This is a genomic window from Clostridium sp. HBUAS56017 (genome assembly GCF_007115085.1).
GTDB classification, from domain to species: domain Bacteria; phylum Bacillota; class Clostridia; order Clostridiales; family Clostridiaceae; genus Clostridium; species Clostridium cibarium.
In genome coordinates this window covers 24,420-42,284 of record NZ_SULK01000011.1, presented here as the reverse complement: position 1 = coordinate 42,284, position 17,865 = coordinate 24,420, and the positions used below count along the sequence as shown (strand labels likewise).

The window sequence follows — 17,865 nt, the reverse complement described above, 5'->3', positions numbered from 1 at the left end:
TGGGAAAGAGATATTGATTTAGAAGATCAGATTACAAATATGTTTAATTTAAAAGATATTCGTGTCCTTAATACTAAAAACTCTTCTAGTAACGAAATTCTTTCTAAACTCGGAAGACTTGGAGCATACTACTTAGAAAATATTATAGATAAAGATACTATACTAGGAGTATCTTGGGGTAAAACTATTTTTAACACTATAAATTTCTTAAACAATAATAAAAATATTCCACTAACAGTTGTTCAAATTATGGGGGCTGCTTCTAAAAACAATCCTGAAATAGATGCAATAGATTTAACTAGAAGAATTGCCCAAACTTATGGCGGAAAATATCACTATTTGTATGCCCCTCTTTATGTTGAAGATATAACTTCTAAAGAAACCCTAATTAAAGATCCAATAATAGCTGATACATTAAACTTAGCTAAACACTCAAATATTGTACTTACCGGACTTGGCACTGTTGATAATGAATCAGAGACCACCTTATGGCGCGGCTATCTAAATAGCTATACTAGACATCATCTTCAATCAAAAGGTGCTGTAGGTCATATATGTGCACATTTTATTGACATAAACGGAAACAAGATTGATCTAGATATTGATAAAAAATTAATTGGTCTTGAACTAGATGATTTGAAAAATATTGAAAATGTAATATGTATAGCTAGTGGAGAAAATAAATCTAAAGCGCTTTTAGGAGCTTTAAGGGGTGGTTATATAAAAACTTTAATAACTGATGATAAAACAATACATAAACTACTTCAATATCAAAATAATTATTAAAAAGGAGTTTTAACTATGAAAAAAATTTTACCTTCTGTTCTCTCAGCTGATTTTTTAAATCTAGGTTCTCAAATACAAGAACTTGAAAACAATAATATAGAAACTATTCATATAGATATAATGGACGGCCAATTTGTTCCTAATATTTCTTTTGGTTTTCCCATTTTGCAAGCAATAAGATCTTCAACTAAACTAACTTTAGATGTACACCTTATGATTAATAATCCATCTAATTTTATTAAAGAATTTGTAGATTATGGAGCAGATATTATTACAGTACATTATGAGGGGAATCACCACTTACATAGATTAATACAACAGATAAAATCTTATAACATTAAAGCAGGTATCGCAATAAATCCAGCTACCCCAATAAGTTCACTTAAACATATAATTCATGATGTTGATTTAGTTCTAATTATGAGCGTTAATCCTGGATTTGGTGGACAATCATTTATTCCATTTACTTTAGATAAAATTAATGAACTTAAATCACTTAAAGAAGACTTAAATTTATCTTTTAATATCAGTGTAGATGGTGGTGTGAAATCTTCAAATTATAAAGATATTTTAAACGCTGGAGCAGATTTATTGGTTGTTGGCTCTGACCTATTTAAAAATAATGGTATTAGTAATAATATAAAAGCATTCAGCAAATAAAAAAATGACTGTAGATAACTTACTTTTCTACAGTCATTTTTTAATATTATTTCACATCCTTCAAAGATTCATAAAAATGCTTGTCCATAAATTTTCTTGCTTTAATTATTTCTTCTCTCCAATTATCGTTTCCAACATACCAAAACTCTGCAACATATTTTCTTACCCCAATTAACCATGCGGTTTTAATTATTTCTTCAAAATCCACATGCCCAGTTCCAAAAGGGATTTCTCTAAACTTTCCTGGAACAGTTTCTTTTAAATGCATTGCACTAATATGTCCTTCACCTTTTTTAATATCATCAGTAACACTTGTATTATATAAAAGTGAAGCATTTTTCATATTTCCACAATCAGGATAAACTTGAAGATAAGGAGATTTTATTGAATTAACATAATTCATTGCTTTTTCTACAGTATTCATAAATTCTGTTTCCATAGTTTCAAAGGCTAAAATCACTCCTTTTTTACCTGCAATTTTAACACATTCAGCTAAATTTCTTTTAAATAATTCTCTAGTTTCTCCTGTTGATTCTTCATAATACACATCATATCCTGCTATCTGAATTATTCTTACTCCTAAATCACAAGCTAAGTCGATTGCCTTTTCCATTATTTCAAGTCCACGATTTCTAACATTTTCATCACTACTACCTAAAGGATATTTTCTATGTCCACTAAGACACATAGTTCTTATAGGAAGGCTAGTTTCCATCATCGCCTTAACAATTTCAAGCCTTTCTTCTTTTGACATATCTAACCTACTAAGTTTCTCATCTGTTTCATCTACACTTATTTCAAGAAAATCAAAACCTGATTCTTTAGCGCATGATAATTTTTCTTTCCAAGTTAACTGGTTAGGCATTGATTTTTCATAAAGTCCTAACATATAATCCTTCATATTAATTACCTACCTTACCCTTCAATATTTTTTTGTCCATAATATGCGTTTGGTCCATGTTTTCTCATAAAGTGCTTATCTAATAAACTCTTAGGCATTGAATTTACTGAGGAATTTGTAATTATTTCCGTATTAAAAGCCATCATCGCTACTTCTTCTAATACAACCGCATTATGAACTGCATCAAAAGCATCTTTTCCCCATGTGAAAGGCCCATGATTTTTCACTAATACTGCTGGCATTTGATTGGGATTCAATCCTTTAAAAGTTTCACTAATTACAACTCCAGTATTATATTCATAATTATTTTCTATTTCCACTTTAGTCATATCTCTAGTGCAAGGAATCTGTCCATAGAAGTAGTCAGCTTGAGTAGTACCATAAGCACTTATTCCCTTTCCTGCCTGAGCAAAAATTGTTGCCCACCTAGAATGTGTATGCACTACTCCTCCTATATTTCTAAAATCTTTATATAATTTTACGTGAGTTGGTGTATCTGATGAAGGATTTAATTTTCCTTCAACCACTTTACCTTCAAGATCTACAACCACCATATTATCAGCAGTCATATCGTCATACTCAACACCTGAAGGCTTAATGACAATAAGTCCAGATTCTCTATCAATTGCTGAAACATTTCCCCAAGTAAATGTTATCAATTTATATTTTGGAAGAAGCTTATTTGCTTCATATACTTTTTTCTTTAAATCTTCTAACATATTATTCACTCCACTCTATAAATCTCTAAACTATTTGTTTTAAAAAGTTTAATTTTATTCTCTTGTTATTGTATACACTGCTGCTTTATTATCAGTATGATTAGCTGATACTATCAAATCACAATCCTCTAAATTTATTATGGCAACATTAGCTGGACCAACACCTTTTTCAATAATTGTCTCTTGGCATTTTCCATCAACCCACTGTATATAAAACAACTCCGCCTCTTTGCGTCTTACACCACCAACAAAACTTGGAATGCCACAAAGTGTTGTTCCTACTAATGTATGAGCAAAATCTATTTCATATGGATAAGAATAAATTTCAGTATATTTCCCATCTATAAGTTTATAAATCTTTATTGAATTTCCATGGAATGGTTCAATGGTCATCAATTCATCTTTACCATCATTATCTAAATCACACCAAGCAACTTCACTAACTTGTCCATCCATCAGATGCTTAACTTCCCATTCACTATCTTTGTGAGGAATAACTTCAAATACTCCTTGATCACATCCAAAAGTCCCACATGATTTACCATCAACCATATGACGAGTATATCCATGATTTTTAAACAATCCATCCTTAAGAACCTTAAGTTCCAATCCATCAGTTGGCACTTGTGATAACTTAGCATAATATATTGTTCCTGGATGGCTCCAGTCATCTTTTGAAGCTTTTTCATCAGCTATAGTTGCACATACAACATAAATTTCTCCATCAACATCCCACACATCAAAACGATGTAAATATGGTAACTTTGCAACTGTCTCAGTTACCCATTCTCCATCTACTAAATGTCCCCATACTAAGCGAGCACTACTTGGAGTTTCCTTTAAATAAAAATCACGAACAGCTAAAAATTCATTCTTTCGATTAGGAATTGGAATAATTGACATACATCCTCCACCATTATCCCAAACTGTATGTCGATGATTAAAATCTTTTCCACTATACGAATAGCAAGGATGTCCTTTTTCTTCAGATGCTACTAACAATTGTAATTGACCATCGATTTCTATTGAACTTGCTGCATATGCGCGGAACATTTCATCCAAATGTTTTTTTACTATTTTCATATATCCATTCACCTCATTAAATTTGTAGGATTTATTAAAATACATATATATTTCAATAAATCCTACAAAGTATCTTCTCTATTTTTTATCAACTATATTTTCAGCTATTTTTTGTTCAATTTCTTGTTCAGATAAAAGATTTTTAAGTCCAATAATTATTGTTCCTGATTTTTCTGCTTGGGCAAAATTATTTTTTAATGCTTCCGAACAAAATACCACATCGTAGCTAGATGCCTGAGTTTTTGCTTCTCCAACACTAGTATGATGAATTTGAACATCTATTTTTAACTTTTTGAATACCTTTTCAATTTTCATTTTAATTATTTGACTTGAACCCATTCCATTTCCACAAGCTGCAATTACCTTTAACATAACTAATCCCTCCTACATTTATTAATATTAATTTTCTTTAACCATATCATTTGCATATGCTTCATAATCTTCAGTAACTGTAAAGTAATGTTTTTTATTTTTTCTATATTGAAGTTGTGGTATAGCAAGCATTGCTAAAATAGCTGCAGCAACCCCAAAATATCCACCATATTTCATAAATACTCCAATTACTGGCCATACTGTATCCCAGTCAAAGTTTCCATGCCATCCACCAAATTGTGCTGTTTGGAAGAAGTATGCTGCAAATGCTCCTCCCGCAACTTGGATCATTCCTGATATGAATGGAATAATCATAGCTGCCTTTAGTCCACCTCTTTTATTTGCGAACACTGCAAAAGTTGCATTATCGAAGAACACTGGTACGAATCCAGTGATTATTAATACTGGGCTTTTGAATACAACAAGACCTAATATTATAAGTAGTTGCCCTAATGCTCCAAATATGAATCCAATTGTTATAGCATTAGCATGACCAAATCCATATACTGCTGCACAATCAACTGCTGGAACTGAACCTGGTAATATTTTATTAGAAATACCTTGGAATGATACAGTAAGTTCTGAAACGAACATTCTTACACCAAGCTGTAATATGCTTAAGTAAACTGCAAAGTTTAAAGATTTTTCCATTATGTAGAATCCAAAATTTCTATTTGCTGCAAATCCTTTATCTATTTCATGCATCAAATCTGTTCCTAGTATACCCATTATTACACCAAAGAAAACCATCATTAAAATACCTGTTGCTACAACGTTATCATTAAAGATTGAAAGAAATCCTGGAAGTTTTAAATCTTCTATTTTCTTTCCTTTATTCCCAAACTTTTTAGCAACTTTATCTGTTAACCAAACACCAAACATTTGTTGATGTCCAATTGCAAATCCACCGCCTTCAGTTAATTCTTGAGTTGCTTCAACTGTAAGGTTAGAAGAAATTGACCAATAAGTTCCAAGTAATAAACCTAATAATATTACTGCTTTCATATCTGGAATACCAGGGAAACAGAACAATACCATCCATAAAGCTGTAGAAGATTGTTGAACCATTATATGACCTGTTATAAATACAGTACGAACTTTAGTCCATTTTCTAAGTAGCACTAAGATAATGTTAAATATAAATGCTATAAGTAAAACTATCATCATAAGCGAAAATGATCTTCCTGCTTTTTCTATAGCAGTTTGTGCTGCCGTTTGACCAAAGTACGGGTCTATTACTGCTGCTGTTAAGTTGAACCTATCTTTAAGTCCTGCTAATATTGGTCTAAAGTTACTAACTAATCCTCCCGCTGCAACATTTAATATTAAATAACCAACTGTAGCTTTAATAAAACCTGCTATAGCATCATATATTGGCTTACCTAACAATAAATATCCAATTAATACTATAAATCCTATGAAAAATGCCGGTTGAGTAAGAATATTTGTCTGGAAAAAGTTCCAGCCCATTAATATTATATCCATGTTCACACCCTCCAATTTTTTAATTTTCTGATTATTTAAATAATGATATATTATGTGCTTTCAAAATTAACATCTGATACTATGCTACTACTTAATCTTTGAAAGCACATTTTTCCTTAATTAACGCTCTTTTATTTTAAACTAAGTCTTTAATATCATCATAACAATGTGATTCCAACAATCTTTTAACAATATTTTCATCTTCAATAAATTCAACTAATTGCATAAGATTTTTCATATGCTTTTCATTATCTGTTGAAGCTAATACAAAAAACAGTTGTGCATCATGTTCTGGATCATCGCTAAAATGAACTGGTTTATCTGTTTTCATAAAGCAAATTGCTGTATCATTAACACCTTTTCCTTCTTGTGCATGTGGTATACAGATATTTGGTGCTATAACAATATATGGCCCATGCTTTTTAACTGAATTAATAATTTCATCAACATACTCTGGTAAAGCTACCCCTTCCTCAATAAGAGGTTCTACTGCTGCTTTAACAGCATCTTCCCAATTATCAAATCCCTCATGAAAGGAATATCTTTTTTTCTCCAATAATTCTTTGAACAAAATCCTCACCTCCAAAAATAATAGGGTATCCTTTTATTATAGTAATGATCTAAATGGTAGATCTGGTTCTATTGCAAATGCATCATGGAATCCTCTATCATGATGATATTCCATATTATCTTTATCATTTGGATAAACAAACTTTCCTCCAACTTCCCAAATGAATGGTTTGAATTGATATTTTAGTCTATCCCTTTTCATATTCCACAATACAATTATTTCTTTTGGATCTGCCATGAAGTTTGTCCAAATATCATGATGAAATGGAATAACTACTTTTGTATTTAAACATTCAGCCATTCTTAACATATCTACAGAAGTCATTTTATCTGTCATTCCCCTTGGATTCTCTCCATATGAACCTAACGCAACATCTATTTTATGCTCATTCCCATGCTTTGCGTAATAATTTGAATAGTGAGAATCTCCACTATGATACAAATTTCCACCTGGAGTCTTTATAAGATAATTTACAGCTAGCTTGTCCATATCTTGTGGCATTCTATCCTTTAGAGTAACTCCTTGTGGTGCTGTAACAAGTTCTGTTCTATCAAAAGAATCAAGTGCTACTATTTCTGTATCCTTAATTTTTATAACATCACCTGGTTTCACAGCAATACACCTTTCAGCTGGAACTCCCCATTTTTTCCAAAGCTCAACACAAGCTTCTGGTCCTATAAATTTTACATCTGAAGAGCAATTTTGCATTACCGCAGCTGCAACATTTGCATCAATATGATCACTATGATCATGAGTTGCTAAAATAGCATCTACTTCTTTAATTGCAAAAGGATCAATTACACAAACTGAATTTCTTAAATTTGGCTGCATCGCTTTACAACCAATCATTCTTTGATGTTGATGTTGAGATTTCATTAGCGGATTCGCCTTTGTTTTCTTTCCACTATTAACCCATAAGTCTATACAAAAATTTGCATTTCCTTCAGATTTAACCCATATACCTGTACATCCTAACCACCACATTGCAAATGTACCTGGTTTAACCACTTCTTGTTCTATTTCTTCATTAAGCCATGTTCCCCATTCTGGAAATGTACTTAATATCCATGATTCTCTAGTAATTTCATTAATTTTTCCCATATTAAATTCCTCCTTAAAACTCAGTTGCTTTGTTTAATGTTTATTTAAACAACTCATTCAGCGAACGAATCGTTCATAAAATTAATTGTTATCGTTTTCTTTATGTTAATAATAACTTATTCCTGAACATTAATCAATAGTTTTTTATCAAAAAGCTCACTTTTTTCATAAAAAAGTTCATAAAATGAACATAAAAAGCCTTTTTAAGTTCATTGTTCTTTTAGTTAATCATTTTTTCGAGTCTTTTGATTGATTTTTTCCATATATATATATATAATATAAATAAAGAGACATTTTTAATGATAAATCACTGAAAATCAATTAATAAGTTTATCTTAAAAGTTAGGAGGATTTGTGAATAATTATGAAAAACAGTAATAGTTTGGTATCTAAAAGACAACAACTCATACTACAATATTTAAAAGATAATGAAACAGTGAAAATAGATGACCTTTCAAAAAAATTAGGAGTTTCTCCAATAACTATACGAAGAGATTTACAACTATTTGAACAAAATGGAATAGTTGAAAAGTTTTATGGAGGTGCAAAACTTATATCAAAAGAATTAGATGATGATCCTTCATTCAATCATTCTACTGAAGAATATTTATCACTTAAACATTCAATAGCTAAGCGTGCAGCTGAATTAATAGAAGATGGTGATATAATATTCATAAACTCTAGTTCTACAGCTCTTCTAATACTTGAATATTTAGAAGATAAACATGTTACTGTAGTCACTAATAATGGGAAAGCACTTCAAATATCAACTAGTCCCAATATTGATTTAATTCTAACTGGAGGTGAAGTTAGCAGAAAAAAACTTTGCATGGTTGGAGATTATGCTGCGCAACTGATATCTAAAATTTCCGCAGATAAATGTTTTCTTGGAGTTAGTGGCATAAGTGCTAACTTAGGAATTAGCACTTGTGTACTTCAAGAAACAACTATTAATTCAATGATGTTAAAAAAATGTACTGGTTCAACAATAATTTTGGCTGACAACTCAAAAGTAGGTAAAAATCACAACTTTCTAGTTGGTGAAATTAATAGAATATCTTATTTAGTTACTGATTCAAATGCTGACGAAAAAGAAATTAAACAAATAAAGGATAAAGGAATAAAAGTATTAACAGTAAATGCTTCAAGTGAATAGAATAACTTAATACACAAAAAATACCGTATTGCCTAAAAATACGGTATTTTTATAAATAAAAATTTACTTTTTAATATTAAATAAATAAGTTTAATCCTGAATCTTCAGTAGCTCCTAAATATGAAGCAACTCCACCAATTTCAACTCCATCAATAAATTCTTCTTCCTTAATTCCCATAAGTTCCATACTCATAGCACATGCAGCAACTTTAACTCCCATTTTAATAGCATTTTCTATTAATGTTTCTAAGTCATCAACATTATGCTTTTTCATTATTTGTTTTATCATAGCAGATCCCATTCCCATCATATTCATTTGAGATAATGGCAACTTACCAGGATGTGATGGTAACATCATATCAAACATCTTTTCCATGGAATCTTTGTTAACCTTTGGCTTATTTTTGCTTTTCAATATATTAAGACCCCAAAAAGTGAAGAACATAGTTACTTCTTTTCCCATAGAAGCAGCTCCTGTAGCAATTATAAATGAAGCTATAGCTTTATCTAAATCGCCGCTAAATACAACTAAGGTTGCACCATTTTTTTCAGCTGCTACTACTGCATTACCAGTTTCTTTTTTATTTGTTCCCTTTTGTACATAAGCTACAAAAGCTTTTTCATTCTTATTAAATTCTGATTTTAATAAGAAATTATTAGTTTTCTCACACCATGATTTAATATCCTTACTGAAACCAGGGTCACTAGCCTTAACTTCAAGAACTTCTCCATCTTCCATTTTATTTATTTCTTCAAAAACTCTCCTTATTGGCCCCGGACATTGAAGTCCACAAGCATTTAAACTTACCTTTGCATTTATCTCTGTTATATCTAAATCCTCTAAATCCATAACTGCTACCTCTTCATTTAGTTTTTTATTTTTTATCTGCTGATTTCCTATACTTTCTTCAGCTCTTTTTACATAGGAGTATGTTTTTATACCTCCATCCACATTAATAGCATTTATTCCATGTTGCTTCAATATTTGTGAAGCAACATATCCTCTTAAACCAACTTGACACGTAACATAAATATTTTTATCTTTTGGTATTTGATCTAACCTATCTCGAAGTTTTCCAAGAGGAATATGCATGGAGTTATCAATTTTCCCTGTAACAAGCTCAAATTCTTCTCTCACATCTAATATTATTGATTTTTCTTTATCAATTTTATCTACCTCATGCCACTGAATTGTCTCTACAAGACCTTCCATTATATTCGAAGCATAATATCCTAACATATTTACTGGATCTTTTGCTGAATTATATGGTGGTGCATAGCACACTTCAATATCTTGTAAATCATAAACATTAAGATTACCTTTTATTGCTGTAGCTATTATATCTATTCGCTTTTCAACTCCATCCATGCCTACCCCTTGGGCTCCAAATATATTCCCAGTCTTAGGATCAAATATCATTTTTAATGCTATAGGAAAAGAGCCTGGGTAATATCCTGCATGTGATCCTGGGTGAATATGAATAGTTTTATAATTAATTCCTAGTCTTTTTAGAGTTTTTTCATTGTTTCCAGTTGTAGCTACAGTATAATCAAATACTTTTGAAACTGATGAACCAAGAGTACCTTTATACTCAGAATTTCTTCCACAAATATTATCTGCAACTATTCTTCCTTGTCTGTTTGCAGGCCAAGCTAATGGAATCATTGTAGGTTTTTTGTTTACAAAATCCATAACTTCTACAGCATCACCTAATGCATAAATATTTTCATCAGATGTCTTCATATATTTATCAATTACAATAGCACCTCTATCATTTAACTTTAAATTAGCTTCCTTAGCTATTGTAATTTCAGGCCTTACTCCTATAGACAATACAATCATATCTGCACTTATTTCTTTACCACTATTTAATACCACTTTTCTACCTTTATTTTTAAATGCTTTTACTCCATCTTTTAAAATTAGCTCTACATTTTTGTCTATTAAATGCTCATGAATTATACTTACCATCTCTATATCTAAAGGAGCCATAACTTGTTCACTAGCTTCTACTAGAGTAACATCTATCCCTCTTTCATAGAGATTTTCAGCCATTTCAAGACCTATGAATCCTCCACCTATAACAACTGCATTTTTAGGTTTATGATTATCGACATAATCTTTTATCTTATCTGTATCTGGAATATTTCTAAGTGTAAATAAATTATCACATTCATCAATACCTGAAATTCCTGGTCTTATTGGACTTGCACCTGGTGATAGAACTAGCACATCATAATTTTCTTCATAAATATCTCCTGTTTTATAATTTTTTACAGTAACTTTTTTATTTTCTTTATCTATATTGATAACTTCACTTAGATTTCTTATATCTAAATTAAATTTCCCACTCATTTCTTCTACTGTCTGAACAATTAAATTATCTCTTTCCTTAATTGTCTCTCCTATATAATACGGAAGACCACAATTAGCAAAAGATATATATTCACCCTTTTCAAACATAATTATTTCTGCATTTTCATCTAATCTTCTAAGTCTTGCTGCAGTTGATGCTCCTCCTGCAACTCCACCTACTATAATAATTCTTTTAGCCATAGTAACTCTCCTTATTATTAAAACTTATATAATTAACTTTTTAACAATCTTTTTCTTCTTTTATTTTAGTTTAACCCATATATCTCTTTTCATCTGTGACTTTATCACATAGATAATAAGATAACTTTTTTAACTTTATTTTAAGATAAATTTACTACCATTTAACGATAAATTATCCAATATTGTATAGACTTAACTAAATAGATACTGTACTATTGTTTTATATTTCCAAATTTTAATACATATATGGATTAATATTGGATCAAAAATAATTTGAGGAGGAATTATAATGAATTTATTACGTAAAACAAAATTCACATCAATGCTAACAGCTGCAATTCTAGCTGTTACATTTATACTACCTATAACAAAAATAACTGCACAAGCTTATGAATCGGATAAAACATTTAAAGTTCTATCTCTAAATGTAGCTGGGTTGCCAGCGATGCTTTCTAGCAGTAATCCAAGTGCAAATACTCGTTTAATGAGTCCACTATTAAATAACTATGATCTCGTTAGTGTTCAAGAAGATTTTGCCTATCATAATGATTTAACATCAAAGATTACACTTCCTTACTTAACCCCTACAAGTGGTAATGTCCCAACGGGTGATGGGATGAACTTTATGTCTCGCTTCCCTCTTTATGAAACAACACGCTATAAGTGGAAAGACTCTTATGGGGTTATAACACATGGTGCAGATCAAATGACACCAAAAGGAATCTTATATTCTTCTATGGAAATTGAACCTGGTTACTTTGTTGATATTTATGATATTCACGCAGATGCTGACACTGATGAAGGTTCTCTTAAGGCTAGACGTTCAAACATGGAACAACTTGCTTCCCTTATAAACGAACGTTCAACTGGAAAAGCTGTTATTGTTATAGGTGACACTAACTCACGTTATACAAGAGCTGGTGATAACTTTGAGGATGCTGTTGTTAAAAAATGTAGATTAACAGATGCATGGATTCAACTCATTAGAAATGGTAACGTACCTCAAGATGGTGATGCTTTGATGGACACAGCTCACAGAAATGGCCCAAACAATGAGGTGGTTGATAAAATATTCTACAGAAGTGGTAAAAATGTTAACTTAACTGCTACAAGCTATGCACTTCTTGAAAAAGAATTTACTGATGCCAGTGGTAATCAACTTTCTGACCATTACCCTATTACTACAACATTTAAATACTCACTTAATAAAGAAATTCAAATGAGTGAAACCTTCGGCGGAGCAGGTGGTACTGGATTTAGCTTTAGTGAAAAGATGAAGAATAGTATGCCAACTAAAATTGCTATTAGAAGTGGATCACGTCTTGATTCCATAGCTTTTACCTACAATAACACTGTAGCTCAAGCTGGTGGAACAGGTGGTACTTATAAAGAACTTGTTCTAGGTAAAAATGAATATATAACATCAATGGAACTTTCTAAAGCTCAAAAAAGCACTTTCGGAACAAATAGAATTTCCTATATTAAGCTAACTACCAATTTAGGACATGTATTAGAAGGTGGCACCAAAGATGAAGTTAAAACTTTTACAGCTCCAAAAGGATATGCTATTGCTGGAGTATATGGCTTTGCTGATGATGAAGTTGATAGGCTTGGTGCAATTTATAAAACATTATAATTAAAAAGCCCCTTTTTGTAGGGGCCTTTTTCTATATTATAAACAAACCTTCAATTAAATCAATCCATGTTCTTTTAAAAATTCCTGTGCTACAACATCTGGCTCCATTTGAAGTTCATCAACTTTGTAATTTAACTCCCTCATAACATCATTAGTTAAAGTATCCCCTAATTCCTCAATCAACGGTTGAATTTCAGGGTGTTTTTCTAAAATTTCTTCTCTAATTATTGGTGTGGCATAATATGGAGGAAAAAATTTCTTATCATCATCTAATGAAACTAAATTAAATTTTTTAAGAAGTCCATCAGTAGAAAATGCATCTACAATATCAACCTCTTTATTTAATAGTGCCGTATAACGTGGGGACCCATCTAGACCAATAGTATCTTTAAAATTCAGATTATAGGTTTTAGAAATACCAGGTAGTCCATCAGCTCTATTTAAAAATTCTAAAGTAGTTCCAACTTTCAAATTACTAGTAATATTAGATAGATCACTTATATTTTTTAAGTTGTACTTTTCAGCTGTTTCTTTTGTAACACTTAAAGTATACGTATTATTAAATCCCATTTGCTTTAAAGTCTCAATATTATATTTATTTTTCAAGTCATCTTTTGCAACGTTATATACTTTATCAACATCACTAATAGGTTCATACTTCAATACATCTCCATAAATAGTTCCGCTATAATCAACATACATATCTATGTCTCCTGACTTCATAGCTCCAAAACAAACTTGTGTTCCACCTAAATTTATTTTTCTATTAACTTTAATATCAGTTTTATTTTCAATAACATCAGCTATCATATTAGAAATAATATGTTGTTCAGTGAAATCTTTGCTTCCTATTGTTATAACTTTACTGCTTTCAACTCTATTTGTTAAAGATGTAAAAATAAATATCCCTAAAACTGCCATTGCAGATATAGCTAAGATGCTTTTGTTCCTCCTTTTTTGCTTTTTTAATCTTGCAAAATCTGTATTACTCACTTTTTGTAAACTAATTGGAGTTACAAGTTTTTCAACAAGTGATGCTAAAAAATCTACAAATAGTGCAAGAATACATGCAGGTATAGCACCAGCTAGAATTTGATTTGTATTTACAGTTCTTATACCTGAAAATACTAAATATCCTAATCCTCCAGCTCCAATAAATGCTGACATGGTCATTAACCCTACAGCTGTAACAGCTGAAATACGAACACCAGCCATTATAACCGGTAACGCTAAAGGAATTTGAATCTTCGTAAGAACTTGAAACTTTGTAAGACCAATTCCTTTTGCTGCTTCAATAGTTTGTTCATTAATACTATCTATCCCTGTATAAGTATTTTTAATAATTGGTAACAATGAATATAAAACAACGGTGACAATTGCAGGAAGCGTACCTATTCCTAAAAATGGTATAGCAAATCCTAATAATGCCATGCTAGGAATTGCCTGAACTACATTAGCTGCTCCAAGTATAGGCTTGTTTAATTTTTTTATATAACATATAAATATCCCTAGTGGAACACCAATTAAAATAGCTATTGCAACTGAAATAAAAGTAAGCTGAATATGCTCAATAGTAAGTGAAAATATTTGCGACTTATTTTCAAAAAAATATTCAAAGAAATTCATACTACACATCCTCCTTAATATATGGATCACTAAGAGTTGTAACAAGGCTACTTTTTGTTATCAACCCAACTAGTACTCCTTCCTCGTTTAATACAGGTACATTTGATATATCATTATCATTAATCATATTTAAAATATCAATTAAAGTATCTTTAGGATTAGCATATAGAAACTCTTTGTTAATTATATTATTAACCTCAGTAGTCTTATCACTACTAAGTCGTATATCCTTTGCCTTAATAATACCCTCAAGCTTCTTAGATTTATCTTCAACCACCATAAGAGTATCAACTTTAGAAGATCTCATCTTCTCAATACATTTAAATAAAGATAAATTACTTTGACAGGTTACTGGATTTTCTATCATAATATCTTCAGCTTTAATAAATTCTGGAGAACCCCAAATCCTCTTTCTTCCTACGAACTCTGATACAAATTCATTAATTGGATTCTTTAAAATATTTTCAGGAGTATCATATTGTACTATCTTTCCTTTATGCATGATGCATATCTTATCAGCCAATTTGACAGCCTCATCCATATCATGCGTTACAAAGACTATGGTCTTTTTCATTTTCGATTGAAGATTTATAAGTTCATCTTGCAATCCATTTCTAGTTATCGGATCTAGAGCTGAAAACGGCTCGTCCATCAATATAATATCTGGATCTGTAGCAAATGCTCTTGCTACACCAACCCTTTGTTGTTGTCCTCCACTAAGTTCTGTTGGATATCTATTAAGAAACTTTTCACTATCTAAACCGACCATATCCATAAGTTCGTATGTTCTTTGTGTGATTTTTTTAGTATCTTCTTTTTTTATTTTAGAGATTAATTCAATGTTTTCTTTTATAGTCATATGAGGAAACAATCCAGTTTGTTGAATGACATATCCTATATTTCTTCTTAGTTCTATAACGTCTTTATCATTTATATCTTGTCCATTTATATAAATTTGCCCTGATGTCATTTTTATAAGTTTATTAATCATTTTTAAGGTTGTTGTTTTTCCACAACCACTCCCCCCTATGATTGCCACTAGTTGTCCTTTCTCAATTTCAAAGGAAATATCAGATAAAACTGTACTATTTTTGAATTTCTTCGTAACATTTTTAAATTTAATCAATTTTATTGCCCCCTTTCATAAGTAACAACTTAACGATAACATTAAGTTGTTACTTTTGTCAAATCTCACTTAATTTTTCTAAATAAAAAAACACCTTAATTACACTTATAAAAGTAATAATTAAGATGTTTAATAATTTAAATTATTTCTCTAAAAATAAGAATTTTTGAACTCTCTCAAGACAATCTTTATCACCTATAAAATAAAATACATCATTTTCACAAAAACTTGCATATGGCCCTGGCGACATCAACAAATTACCATTTCTTTTTATTGCTATAATAGTAGCAGCTGTATTATGCCAAAAATTTATATCTGCTGCTGACTTATTCAAATATGGTGTTTCAGCTGTAATTTCAATCTCAAATGGAATAAATGGGTTAGTTGAACGAAATCTATCTGTTTTGTCTACTAAATCTGAAAGAACATTACTAAAATAATCTAATTCTTTCTTCTGTTTATTTACACTTTCAATTATATTTTTCTTTAAACTATCAATAGTTTGAAGATTATCATACTGCCTAATAAATTTAATAGCATTTTCATATGATTTTATGATTACACCACTACCTTTTGTTGTATCAACAATATCTAAATCATCTAAAACACAAATTGCTCTTCTTGCCGTTTCTGATGAAACTCCATACTGACTAGCTAAAGAAGATCTAGCATAAATTTTATCTCCAACCTTATAATGCCCCTCTGCTATTTTGGACGCAATATCAGTTGCTATTTGTTGATACCTTGGAGTCGTTAATTTTATTTTATTTTCCATCTATAATTTTCTCCTATTTTATACTATAAACTTCATAAATTAGTATATCATATCTAATTTAAATTTAATCACTTCTTCTTCTCTTTAATCTAAATATAAATAATAAAATCATTAACATAATTATTATAGAACCACAAGCTATAAAACCTATTCTTGCATCAAAAGTTTCTGTAATAACTCCTGCGTAGAAATTTCCTATAGGAGTAGATCCAGCAAAAACTAAAGTATATACGCTCATTACTCTTCCCCTATACTCATTTCTTGCATTAAGCTGCAAAGTTGAATTTGCACTAGAGCTAAAACAAATAAAAAAGAATCCAGTAAATGCAAGAAAAATCCCTGTCAGTATATAAGCACTACTTATTCCAGTGAAAATTAAAAATCCTCCTACAATTAGTGGTACTACATAAATGAAAATCTTCTTTGGTCCTAATTTACTTAATGTTGCAATAAACATAGCTCCAATAAATGATCCCATCCCCATAAAAGACATAAGAATACCAAATCCAGCTTCATTTTGATTAAGTATTTCTTTTGCAAATACAGGTACAAGTACACTAAAGTTTGGTGCAAATGTCCCCACAATAAAAACAACTATAATTGTATTTAAAAGAATATTATGTTTGTAAATATACTTAAGCCCATCTTTAATCTCATCTATTATCTTAGTATCACTTTTAACCTTTCTTTCCACCTCTTTGGTTTTGATAAAAAATAAACCTACTACAACAGCTGCAAAACTTATTGAATTCACAAAAAAGCATACCTTTACACCATAATATCCCATTACTATTCCTGCAATTGCTGGTCCTATAATTCTAGCTACATTAAAAACCATAGAATTTAATGCAATAGCATTCATCAAATCTTCCTTGCCTACAAGTTCTATAATAAAAGACTGTCTCGATGGCATATCTAAGGTATTAACGATTCCAAGTAACGTGGCCATAAGTAATATGTGCCAGTATTGAACTTGTCCACTCCAAACCAGTATAGCAAGTATAAGAGTAATTATTAGGGAAGTTATTTGAGTAAATATAAGAATTTTCTTTTTGGAAAACTTATCTATAATTACCCCTGCAAATAATGAAAAAATCAACATTGGAGTAAATTGAAGAATTCCAATAAGACTTAATAAAAAAGGTGAATCTGTCAAACTATATGCAAGCCAAGGCTGAGCTATATTCTGCATCCAGGTACCTATAAGTGAAACACACATCCCTATCCAATAATATCTAAAATTTCTGTGTTTTAAAGAAACAAATGGATTATTGATTTTACTTATAACCCCATTCCCAACATTCATCTAAC

General features: G+C 30.6%; 16 protein-coding genes. 4 read left to right on the top strand and 12 right to left on the bottom strand.

Annotated elements, in window-relative coordinates; all coding sequences use genetic code 11:
- Both FAY47_RS10745 and rpe read left to right on the top strand, forming a co-directional pair.
- On the top strand, nt 1-786 hold a 786-nt coding region (locus FAY47_RS10745; RefSeq protein ID WP_185966797.1), incomplete at its 5' end, for a sugar-binding domain-containing protein.
- Between the two features lie 15 nt (nt 787-801).
- Complete coding sequence (gene rpe, locus FAY47_RS10740; protein WP_143316715.1) at nt 802-1,446, top strand: ribulose-phosphate 3-epimerase; 645 nt, start codon at nt 802-804, stop codon at nt 1,444-1,446.
- 46 nt (nt 1,447-1,492) lie between these two features.
- Here the strand turns inward: rpe and FAY47_RS10735 are convergent, their stop codons facing one another.
- The 7 genes from FAY47_RS10735 to ulaG form a co-directional block, all read right to left on the bottom strand.
- Nucleotides 1,493-2,347 carry an L-ribulose-5-phosphate 3-epimerase gene (locus FAY47_RS10735; RefSeq protein WP_143316714.1) on the bottom strand — a complete coding sequence of 285 codons (855 nt, stop codon included), beginning with the start codon at nt 2,345-2,347 and terminating at the stop codon, nt 1,493-1,495.
- Nucleotides 2,348-2,361: 14 nt separating this feature from the next.
- Entirely contained in the window at nt 2,362-3,066 is a 705-nt protein-coding gene (gene araD, locus FAY47_RS10730) for an L-ribulose-5-phosphate 4-epimerase (protein ID WP_143316713.1), read from the bottom strand.
- Nucleotides 3,067-3,120: 54 nt separating this feature from the next.
- Nucleotides 3,121-4,149, bottom strand: a complete 1,029-nt coding sequence (locus tag FAY47_RS10725) for a hypothetical protein (protein WP_143316712.1) — start codon at nt 4,147-4,149, stop codon at nt 3,121-3,123.
- A 78-nt stretch (nt 4,150-4,227) separates the two neighbouring features.
- On the bottom strand, nt 4,228-4,521 hold the full coding sequence (locus tag FAY47_RS10720) for a PTS sugar transporter subunit IIB (protein WP_143316711.1): 294 nt from the start codon (nt 4,519-4,521) through the stop codon (nt 4,228-4,230).
- A gap of 27 nt (nt 4,522-4,548) precedes the next feature.
- On the bottom strand, nt 4,549-6,006 hold the full coding sequence (locus FAY47_RS10715) for a PTS ascorbate transporter subunit IIC (protein ID WP_143316710.1): 1,458 nt from the start codon (nt 6,004-6,006) through the stop codon (nt 4,549-4,551).
- Nucleotides 6,007-6,142: 136 nt separating this feature from the next.
- Entirely contained in the window at nt 6,143-6,577 is a 435-nt protein-coding gene (locus FAY47_RS10710; RefSeq protein ID WP_143316709.1) for a PTS sugar transporter subunit IIA, read from the bottom strand.
- 36 nt (nt 6,578-6,613) lie between these two features.
- Nucleotides 6,614-7,678, bottom strand: coding sequence for an L-ascorbate 6-phosphate lactonase (gene ulaG, locus FAY47_RS10705; protein WP_143316708.1), 1,065 nt, complete (start codon nt 7,676-7,678; stop codon nt 6,614-6,616).
- A 364-nt stretch (nt 7,679-8,042) separates the two neighbouring features.
- Between ulaG and FAY47_RS10700 the strand changes: the two genes are divergently transcribed.
- Entirely contained in the window at nt 8,043-8,834 is a 792-nt protein-coding gene (locus tag FAY47_RS10700) for a DeoR/GlpR family DNA-binding transcription regulator (RefSeq protein ID WP_143316707.1), read from the top strand.
- A 76-nt stretch (nt 8,835-8,910) separates the two neighbouring features.
- On the opposite strand, the gene FAY47_RS10695 is transcribed toward FAY47_RS10700, so the two are convergent.
- A complete protein-coding gene (locus FAY47_RS10695; protein ID WP_143316706.1) occupies nt 8,911-11,391 on the bottom strand; it encodes a CoA-disulfide reductase in 2,481 nt (826 codons plus the stop codon).
- Between the two features lie 289 nt (nt 11,392-11,680).
- Between FAY47_RS10695 and FAY47_RS10690 the strand changes: the two genes are divergently transcribed.
- Nucleotides 11,681-13,027 carry a jacalin-like lectin gene (locus FAY47_RS10690; RefSeq protein WP_243129600.1) on the top strand — a complete coding sequence of 449 codons (1,347 nt, stop codon included), beginning with the start codon at nt 11,681-11,683 and terminating at the stop codon, nt 13,025-13,027.
- 54 nt (nt 13,028-13,081) lie between these two features.
- On the opposite strand, the gene FAY47_RS10685 is transcribed toward FAY47_RS10690, so the two are convergent.
- From FAY47_RS10685 to FAY47_RS10670, 4 genes are all read right to left on the bottom strand, one after another.
- Nucleotides 13,082-14,653, bottom strand: a complete 1,572-nt coding sequence (locus FAY47_RS10685; protein ID WP_143316705.1) for a glycine betaine ABC transporter substrate-binding protein — start codon at nt 14,651-14,653, stop codon at nt 13,082-13,084.
- 1 nt (nt 14,654) lies between these two features.
- Nucleotides 14,655-15,779, bottom strand: a complete 1,125-nt coding sequence (locus FAY47_RS10680) for an ABC transporter ATP-binding protein (protein ID WP_143316704.1) — start codon at nt 15,777-15,779, stop codon at nt 14,655-14,657.
- A 142-nt stretch (nt 15,780-15,921) separates the two neighbouring features.
- Nucleotides 15,922-16,554, bottom strand: a complete 633-nt coding sequence (locus FAY47_RS10675) for a GntR family transcriptional regulator (protein ID WP_143316703.1) — start codon at nt 16,552-16,554, stop codon at nt 15,922-15,924.
- 64 nt (nt 16,555-16,618) lie between these two features.
- Nucleotides 16,619-17,860, bottom strand: a complete 1,242-nt coding sequence (locus tag FAY47_RS10670) for an MFS transporter (protein ID WP_143316702.1) — start codon at nt 17,858-17,860, stop codon at nt 16,619-16,621.
- Nucleotides 17,861-17,865: the final 5 nt, after the last annotated feature.

Coding starts and splice junctions, on each gene's coding strand:
- ulaG (WP_143316708.1), bottom strand. CDS start 7,678: ATGGGAAAAATTAATGAAATTACTAGAGAATCATGGATATTAAGTACA.
- FAY47_RS10695 (WP_143316706.1), bottom strand. CDS start 11,391: ATGGCTAAAAGAATTATTATAGTAGGTGGAGTTGCAGGAGGAGCATCA.
- FAY47_RS10720 (WP_143316711.1), bottom strand. CDS start 4,521: ATGTTAAAGGTAATTGCAGCTTGTGGAAATGGAATGGGTTCAAGTCAA.
- FAY47_RS10685 (WP_143316705.1), bottom strand. CDS start 14,653: ATGAATTTCTTTGAATATTTTTTTGAAAATAAGTCGCAAATATTTTCA.
- FAY47_RS10675 (WP_143316703.1), bottom strand. CDS start 16,554: ATGGAAAATAAAATAAAATTAACGACTCCAAGGTATCAACAAATAGCA.
- araD (WP_143316713.1), bottom strand. CDS start 3,066: ATGTTAGAAGATTTAAAGAAAAAAGTATATGAAGCAAATAAGCTTCTT.
- FAY47_RS10670 (WP_143316702.1), bottom strand. CDS start 17,860: ATGAATGTTGGGAATGGGGTTATAAGTAAAATCAATAATCCATTTGTT.
- FAY47_RS10725 (WP_143316712.1), bottom strand. CDS start 4,149: ATGAAAATAGTAAAAAAACATTTGGATGAAATGTTCCGCGCATATGCA.
- FAY47_RS10715 (WP_143316710.1), bottom strand. CDS start 6,006: ATGGATATAATATTAATGGGCTGGAACTTTTTCCAGACAAATATTCTT.
- FAY47_RS10700 (WP_143316707.1), top strand. CDS start 8,043: ATGAAAAACAGTAATAGTTTGGTATCTAAAAGACAACAACTCATACTA.
- rpe (WP_143316715.1), top strand. CDS start 802: ATGAAAAAAATTTTACCTTCTGTTCTCTCAGCTGATTTTTTAAATCTA.
- FAY47_RS10690 (WP_243129600.1), top strand. CDS start 11,681: ATGAATTTATTACGTAAAACAAAATTCACATCAATGCTAACAGCTGCA.
- FAY47_RS10735 (WP_143316714.1), bottom strand. CDS start 2,347: ATGAAGGATTATATGTTAGGACTTTATGAAAAATCAATGCCTAACCAG.